The organism is Pseudarthrobacter sp. NPDC092419, assembly GCF_044755045.1.
In the GTDB taxonomy this organism is placed as follows: Bacteria; Actinomycetota; Actinomycetes; order Actinomycetales; family Micrococcaceae; genus Arthrobacter.
On sequence record NZ_JBIVQF010000008.1, the window covers coordinates 175,481 to 183,008 of the forward strand.

Sequence of the window (7,528 nt, forward strand, 5' to 3'; positions counted from 1 at the left end):
TTTCCTGCGGTTTCAGAGCATGTGAGTCACGCCACTTCAGAATAGTCCACAGAACCGAAAGCCAGTTTTTCAAGGAGTAACAAAGTGCCCATGACCGAAGATGCCAAGGAACTGCAGGACGATCTTGTCCGCCTGCGCCACGACCTGCATCGCCAGCCGGAAATCGGGCTCCACCTCCCCCGCACCCAGGAGCGCGTCCTCCAGGCGCTGGACGGTCTGCCGTACGAAATCACCCTCGGCAAGGACACCACCTCCGTCACCGCAGTGCTCCGCGGCACCGGCAGTCGCGCCGGAGCGGAGGCCGGCAAGGGCGAACGCGCGAACACCACCGAACCCCGCCCCGCCGTCCTCCTCCGCGCCGACATGGATGGCCTCCCGGTGCAGGAGAAGACCGGAGTGGACTACACCTCCCGGACCGACGGCGCCATGCACGCCTGCGGCCACGATCTGCACACCTCCATGCTCACCGGAGCCGCCACCCTGCTCGCCGAGAAGCAGCACCAGCTGCAGGGCGACGTGGTCCTCATGTTCCAGCCCGGCGAGGAAGGGTGCGACGGCGCCAGCTACATGATCAAGGAAGGCGTCCTGGACGCGGCAGGCCCCCGGGTCCAGGCCGCCTACGGCATGCACGTCTTCTCCTCCCTGGAACCGCACGGCACCTTCTGCACCAAGTCCGGCGTCATGCTCAGCGCCTCGGACGGGCTCGAAGTCACCGTACTCGGCGCCGGCGGCCACGGCTCGGCCCCCCACGCGGCAAAGGACCCGGTGACCGTGGCCGCGGAGATGGTGACCGCCCTGCAGGTCATGGTCACCCGCCAGTTCAACATGTTCGACCCCGTGGTGCTCTCCGTCGGCGTCCTGCACGCCGGCACCAAGCGCAACATCATTCCGGAGTCGGCACGCATCGAGGCCACCATCCGGACGTTCTCGGAGGAATCCCGCCTCCGCATGATGGAGGCCGTCCCCCGCATGCTCAAGGGCATTGCCGCCGGACACGGGGTGGAGGTCCACGTGGACTACCAGCAGGAATACCCCCTCACCATCACCAATGAAGACGAAACAACCACTGCGGAACAGGTCATCTCCGGCCTCTTCGGCGAACGCCGCCTCTCCCGCTGGGCCACTCCCCTTAGCGGTTCCGAGGATTTCTCCCGCGTCCTGGCCGAGGTGCCGGGGACGTTTGTTGGGCTGAGCGCCGTGGCGCCGGGCGGAGATCCCGCCCAGTCACCGTTCAACCACTCACCGTATGCAACGTTCGACGACGGCGTGCTGGCTGACGGCGCCGCGCTCTACGCCGAACTTGCCATCTCGCGGTTGGCCGCCCTTTCAGCAGCGTCCTAACAGCGTCCCACCGGCCGGCAGCACGCACGGCTTTCCCCAATTTTTTATCGACCTTCAGGAAGTCATCATGACCATGACAGTAACCAAGCAGCAGACTGGACGGGTGTCCACCGCTAAGACCATTGTCGGTACCGGCATCGGCAACGCCGTTGAATGGTACGACTGGGCCATCTACGCCACGTTCACGCCGTTCATTGCCAGCCAGCTGTTCAGCAAGGCGGACCCGGCGTCTGCCCTGCTGTCCACCCTGGCGATCTTCGCCGTCGGCTTCGTGGCCCGACCCTTTGGCGGCTTCGTCTTCGGCTGGATCGGCGACCGGATGGGCCGCAAGACGTCCATGACCCTCGCCGTCGGCCTCGCATCCCTGGGCAGCCTGATGATCGGCATCGCCCCCACGTTCGCCGCGGTGGGCGCCTGGGCGTCCCTGATGCTGCTGGTGGCCCGCCTCATCCAGGGCCTCGCGCACGGCGGTGAGCTTCCGTCGTCGCAAACCTACCTGTCCGAGATGGCCCCCAAGGAGCACCGCGGCTTCTGGTCGACCCTGATCTACACCTCGGGCACCGTTGGCATCCTCTTCGGCATCCTGCTGGGCGCCGTGCTGAACATGTCGATGAGCGCCGAAGCGATGAACGCCTGGGGCTGGCGCATCCCCTTCCTGCTGGGTGCAGCGATGGGTCTGTACGCCCTGATCATGCGTGCCCGGCTGCACGAAACGGAAGCCTTCGAGGGCGAGTCCACCACGGAAAAGCGCGCCCCGATCTGGCCGCAGATTGTCCGGCACCGCCGCCAGGCCCTGCAGGTCATCGGCCTGACCGTGGGCCTGACCGTCATCTACTACATCTGGGGCGTCGTGGCTCCGAGCTACGCCACCACCGCACTGAAGATCGACCGCGGCGAAGCCCTCTGGGCCGGCGTGATCGCCAACATCGTCTTTATCGCCGCCCTGCCGTTCTGGGGCAAGCTGTCCGACCGCATCGGCCGCAAGAAGGTCCTGCTCTGCGGTGCCGTGGGCGGGGCGATCATGCACTTCCCGATGACCTGGCTGCTGAAGGATTCCGCATGGCAGCTGGCCGTCAGCATGTCCGTAATGCTGATCTTCATCGCCGCGAGCGCCGCCATCGTCCCGGCCGTGTACGCCGAGCTGTTCCCCACGTCCATCCGCACCGTGGGCGTCGGCGTCCCCTACTCCATCTGTGTGGCTGTGTTCGGCGGCACCGCACCGTACCTGCAGCAGTGGCTGGGCACCACGCTGGGCGCCCCGCAGGTGTTCAACATCTACGCGGTGGTGCTCCTGGCCATCAGCGCAGCCGCGGTCTTCACCATTCCTGAGACGAAGGGCAAGGACCTGACCCACTAAAGTCCTGGATTCTGTGGCATATTCCCCGGCGCGTCCAGCGCCGGGGAATTCCTTTTTAACCGCGGATTTCCGCGGTTTTCAGGGCGTACGACGGCGGCCTGGCAGCTCCGGCCCGCCGACCCACCGGCGGGAGTGTGACCTGGAGCACTCAAAATCAGGTAAACTTGCAGGGCCTTAAGCGGCAAAACCCCCGGCCCACCCCAACCAGGGCCAGAGCCTTGCCCAGTTCGCAACAAGAAAGTGGTAACCATGGAAGCGATGCCTATGGCCGTGTCTGAAGACCTCAGCTGGCTGGCGCAAGTCGAGGAGGCCATCGACAGTGTGTTCCTCCCGATTGCAGACATTTTCTCCAAGATCGTCTTTTTCCCTATCACCATTGGGGATGTGAGCTTTCCCGCCGTCGTAGCCTGGCTGATTGCCGCCGGCGTCATCATCAGCGCCTACTTCGGCTTTATCCAGTTCCGGGGGCTCAAGGTTTCGTACGAAGTGGTACGCGGCCGGTACTCCCGCAAGACCGATCCGGGCGAGGTGCCCCACTTCCAGGCACTCACCTCCGCACTCTCAGGCACCGTGGGCCTGGGCAACATCGCCGGCGTAGGTGCCGCGATGGCGCTGGGCGGCCCCGGCGCCACCTTCTGGATGATCCTTGCCGGCCTCCTGGGCATGGCCACCAAGTTCGCCGAGTGCACCCTGGGCGTGAAGTACCGTGAGGTCCACGCCGACGGCACCGTCACCGGTGGCCCCTTCAAGTACCTGCCCGTCGCGTTCAAGAAGCTCGGCGCCGTGCCCGCCAAGATCCTCACCGGCATTTTCGCCGTCTCCATCCTGATCTTCGGCATCGCTGGCGGCAACATGTTCCAGGCGAACCAGACCTTCGCCCAGATCCAGAACGTCACCGGCGGCGAGGACGGCTTCATGGGCAACGCGGGTGCCGCGCTCATCTTCGGACTCATCCTCGCAGGCCTGGTCGCTGCAGTGATCCTGGGCGGCATGAAGTCCATCGGCGCCACGACCGGCAAGCTCGTCCCCAGCATGGCCCTGATCTACGTGGTGTCCTGCCTGTTCGTCATCATCGTCAACATCGACAGCGTTCCGACCGCGTTTGCCGCGATCATCGAAGGCGCCTTCAATCCCTCCGGTATGGCCGGCGGCCTGGTCGGCGTGATGATCGTGGGCTTCCAGCGCGCAGCGTTCTCCAACGAGGCCGGACTGGGTTCGGCAGCCATCGCGCACTCCACGGTGAAGACCCGCCGTCCGGTCAGCGAAGGCTTCGTCGCCATGTTTGAGCCGCTGGTGGACACCGTCATCATCTGCACCATGACCGCGCTGGCCATCATCATCGCCGGCGCCCCCAGCCTGCAGGCCGGCATCGACCAGGTCCAGGCCGGTGAAGGTGCGCCCGACGGCGTCATCCTTACCTCGGATGCCTTTGCCACCGTGCTTCCCTGGTTCCCGGTGGTCCTGGCCGTGGCCGTTGCCCTGTTCGCGTTCTCCACGCTGATCACCTGGTCCTACTACGGCCTGAAGGCGTGGGAGTACCTGTTCGGCCGCAGCAAGGCTTCGGAGATCACCTACAAGGCTGTCTTCCTGTTCTTCACCGTGGTGGGTACGGTCCTGACCTTCACCCAGGTGCTGAACTTCGCCGATGCCGCCCTGTTCATCTGCGCCTTCGTGAACCTGCTCGGCGTATACCTGCTCCTGCCGGTCATCAAGCGCGAAATGAAGAAGTACCTCGCGGACCGCAAGAGCGGCAAGCTGCTGGAGCTCGGCGAGGAAGAGGACGAACTCGTGAACGAGGACGCCCGCTAGGAATCACCCTTTGGCGGGGTCGGCCTCCCGAGGGCCGGCCCCGCCGTCGTACTTCCGGAAGGACCTTCGATGACGTACACCGTGAACTGCTCCATCCTGCTGACGGAGCTGCCCCTGCTGGAACGCCCGGCCGCCGTGAAGGCCGCCGGATTCGACGCAGTGGAGTTCTGGTGGCCGTTCGCTTCCTCCGTCCCGGCCGACCCGGAGGTCACCGCCTTCGAAAACGCCATCATTGACGCCGGCGTCCAGCTGACCGGGCTTAACTTCAACGCCGGGGACATGCCCGGCGGTGACCGCGGCCTGGTCTCCTGGCCTGCCCGGTCCAGCGAGTTCAAGGACAACATCGACGTGGTGGCCGGCATCGGCGGGCGGCTGGGCTGCACAGCGTTCAACGCCCTGTACGGCAACTGGATTGAAGGTGAAGACCCGGACAAGCAGGACGCGCTCGCGGTGGAAAACCTTGCCGCTGCCGCGGAGGGCGTCGCCGGCGTCGGGGGCACTGTGCTCCTCGAGCCGGTGAGCGGCGCGCCCGGCTATCCCCTCCTTCTGGCCGGGGACGCGCTGGCGGTGATCCGGCGGGTGGAGGCGGAGGCCGGCGTCGTCAACGTCAAACTGCTGGCCGATTTCTACCACCTGTCCGTCAACGGCGACGACGTCCCGGCCGTAATCGAAAAGCATGCCCGGGATTTCGGACACATCCAGATCGCTGACGCACCGGGCCGTGGCGCTCCGGGCACCGGAACCCTGCCGCTGCGCGAGTGGGTGGCCCGCAGCCGCGAACTGGGGTACGGCGGCTACGTCAGCCTTGAGTACAAAGAGCCGCGCGAGACGGCGTTCGCCTGGCTCACCCCCGGCCGTTAGGTCCCGGGGTCGCCGGGAATACCGTATGTGACGGCCGAGTTGATGACTGTTGGGGAAAACCGCTTCACTAGATGCTTTGCCCGTCAATGACATTGCCTGCCAAAGGAAACGCCATGAGCCACGCCCTGACCACCAAGCTTCAGCCCGGAACGCCGGCTCCTGACTTCACCCTCAAGGACGCCCAGGGCCGCACCGTCGCATTGGCCGACTATCGGGGCAAGAACGTCATCGTGTACTTCTATCCCAAGGCCGCGACGCCGGGCTGCACCACCGAAGCCTGCGACTTCCGCGACAGCCTCGCTTCGCTGCAGGGCAAGGGCTATGAGGTGCTGGGCATCTCCCCGGATGCGCCAGAGGCCCTCGCCGGTTTCACCGGCGACTTCGGACTGACATTCCCGTTGCTCTCGGATCCGGACCACGCCGCTGCTCTGGCATACGGGGCCTGGGGCGAGAAACTGGTCAAGGGGGAAATCGTGGAGGGCATCGTCCGTTCCACGGTGGTGGTGGACCCGGCCGGCAACGTTGCCCTGGTCCAGTACCAGGTCAAGGCCGAAGGCCACGTTGCTTCCCTTAAGGAAGAACTGGGTCTTTAAGTCTTCTTAGGGCTTCTTCCACCATTTGCCGGGCCAGTCATTTTCGATGGCCCAGAGCGCCATGAGCAGCGCATCCATGGTCATGAGTCCCGCAATCAGGTACGCCCAACCGGATACAGATCCCATTGCAATCTCCTGACTTGGTAACCCCCAGCCACTCGATTGCTTTCCAGTGTGGCACTTAATGCCGCGCAGCGGAACGGGCAGGGCTATCGCGCCAGGGCAGCGAGCCGGCCGTGGGCCTCGGTCTCGATGTGGAGCCGGCGGGTGAGTTTCTCGACGTGCTCGGATACCGCGGCGCCTACCTGCAGCCGGTCACCTGGCCAGCTCGATACCTCCCGGGATTCGGCCAGGGCATCAGCCAGCTCCCGGGCTAAGGCACGCAATTTCCGTGAGTGAGCGTAAAGGCGAAACAGGGCCTTGGCCCTGTCCGCTCCACTCCGCTTCATTTGTTCCATTGGCTTCCCCGCCTTCCGCGAGCTGCCGAGCCTCCGGTACGCCCGCCGTCGGGCCCTGCCGCTGGAGACCGCTGCTATGAGTGTCCCCGGCAGACCTCAATCTCCCGACAAGCAGGCGCAAAGATTTCCACAAGATCCGGCCAACGCACGGGGCGCCGTGCCCGGGCGAACCTCCTCCCGCGGGGCAGGGTCGCATAGGATCAGGAAGTATGGCTTCTAAACACGACCCGGAATCCGATCACGACGCCGAGGGCGGCCAGTCCGGCGGGGTCCAGTCCGTGGAGCGCGCCCTGACTGTCCTGGAGATCCTCGCGCGGGACGGGCATGCGGGCGTCAGTGAAATAGCCGACGAAATGGGGATCCACAAGTCCACTGTCTCCCGGCTCATGGGTTCCCTGGTGACCCGCGAGATGGTCCATCAGAACAGCGAGCGCGGGAAGTACCAGCTCGGATTTGGCATCCTGCGGTTGGCGAGCTCCATTCCAGGCCGTTTGAGCCTGGTGCACGAAGCGCGGCCTGTCCTGGAAAGCCTTGCGGAAGAATTCAAGGAAACCGTCAACCTTGCGGTGCTGCGCTCCAACTATGCGGTTAATGTGGACCAGGCGATGGGCCCCTCCACCCTGGCCACTTATGACTGGGTGGGCAGCCTCACCCCACTGCATGCCACCTCCAGCGGCAAGGTCCTCCTGGCTGCGCTGGAAGCCGACGAACGCGACCGCATCCTTAAGGAAACCGGCCTGGCTTCGCGCACGTCCCGCACCATCACGAAACGCAAGGAACTGGACGCACAACTGCTGGACGTAGTGAGCAAGGGGTACGCCCTGGTGCGCGAAGAGTTTGAGATTGGCCTGAACGCTGTGGCGGTGCCGGTCTACAATCATCAGGCCACCGTGATTGGTGCGCTAAGCATCTCGGGCCCGGCGTTCCGGTTCGACCCCGAAAAAATACCTGGCCTGATTGAGTCGCTCAAGGAAGCGGGGCTGAAAGTCAGCGCCAACATGGGCTACACCGTCCGTGTCTAGTTTCACGACATAGTTCTCACATGAGTCGGGACATCGTTCCCAGTTGATGCTTCACCGGTGAGTCGGGACATCGTTCACACCCTGGAG

General features: G+C 64.8%; 7 protein-coding genes. 6 read left to right on the plus strand and 1 reads right to left on the minus strand.

The annotated features are described in order from the left end of the window. Positions 1-84 precede the first annotated feature (84 nt). The 5 genes from ACIQC0_RS13690 (at position 85) to bcp (ending at position 5,961) form a co-directional block, all read left to right on the plus strand. Positions 85-1,341 (plus strand): M20 family metallopeptidase, encoded by a 1,257-nt coding sequence (locus tag ACIQC0_RS13690; protein ID WP_400535586.1) that lies wholly within the window; start codon positions 85-87, stop codon positions 1,339-1,341. 67 nt (positions 1,342-1,408) lie between these two features. Further along, positions 1,409-2,698: an MFS transporter gene (locus ACIQC0_RS13695; RefSeq protein ID WP_400535589.1), complete on the plus strand. Its 1,290-nt coding sequence runs from the start codon at positions 1,409-1,411 to the stop codon at positions 2,696-2,698. Between the two features lie 249 nt (positions 2,699-2,947). Beyond that, positions 2,948-4,507, plus strand: a complete 1,560-nt coding sequence (locus ACIQC0_RS13700; protein ID WP_377214202.1) for an alanine/glycine:cation symporter family protein — start codon at positions 2,948-2,950, stop codon at positions 4,505-4,507. A gap of 69 nt (positions 4,508-4,576) precedes the next feature. Further along, positions 4,577-5,368: a hydroxypyruvate isomerase family protein gene (locus tag ACIQC0_RS13705; protein ID WP_400535592.1), complete on the plus strand. Its 792-nt coding sequence runs from the start codon at positions 4,577-4,579 to the stop codon at positions 5,366-5,368. 113 nt (positions 5,369-5,481) lie between these two features. Continuing rightward, positions 5,482-5,961 (plus strand): thioredoxin-dependent thiol peroxidase, encoded by a 480-nt coding sequence (gene bcp, locus ACIQC0_RS13710; protein ID WP_400535595.1) that lies wholly within the window; start codon positions 5,482-5,484, stop codon positions 5,959-5,961. 209 nt (positions 5,962-6,170) lie between these two features. On the opposite strand, the gene ACIQC0_RS13715 is transcribed toward bcp, so the two are convergent. Then, a complete protein-coding gene (locus ACIQC0_RS13715) occupies positions 6,171-6,347 on the minus strand; it encodes a hypothetical protein (RefSeq protein ID WP_377214199.1) in 177 nt (58 codons plus the stop codon). A gap of 281 nt (positions 6,348-6,628) precedes the next feature. Here ACIQC0_RS13715 and ACIQC0_RS13720 point away from each other — a divergent pair, with 281 nt between their 5' ends. Next, positions 6,629-7,441 carry an IclR family transcriptional regulator gene (locus tag ACIQC0_RS13720; RefSeq protein ID WP_400535598.1) on the plus strand — a complete coding sequence of 271 codons (813 nt, stop codon included), beginning with the start codon at positions 6,629-6,631 and terminating at the stop codon, positions 7,439-7,441. Positions 7,442-7,528 lie beyond the last annotated feature (87 nt).

Excerpts from the sequence above, each read along its gene's own strand:
- bcp (WP_400535595.1), top strand. The coding sequence starts at position 5,482 with ATGAGCCACGCCCTGACCACCAAGCTTCAGCCCGGAACGCCGGCTCCT.
- ACIQC0_RS13705 (WP_400535592.1), top strand. The coding sequence starts at position 4,577 with ATGACGTACACCGTGAACTGCTCCATCCTGCTGACGGAGCTGCCCCTG.
- ACIQC0_RS13720 (WP_400535598.1), top strand. The coding sequence starts at position 6,629 with ATGGCTTCTAAACACGACCCGGAATCCGATCACGACGCCGAGGGCGGC.
- ACIQC0_RS13695 (WP_400535589.1), top strand. The coding sequence starts at position 1,409 with ATGACCATGACAGTAACCAAGCAGCAGACTGGACGGGTGTCCACCGCT.
- ACIQC0_RS13700 (WP_377214202.1), top strand. The coding sequence starts at position 2,948 with ATGGAAGCGATGCCTATGGCCGTGTCTGAAGACCTCAGCTGGCTGGCG.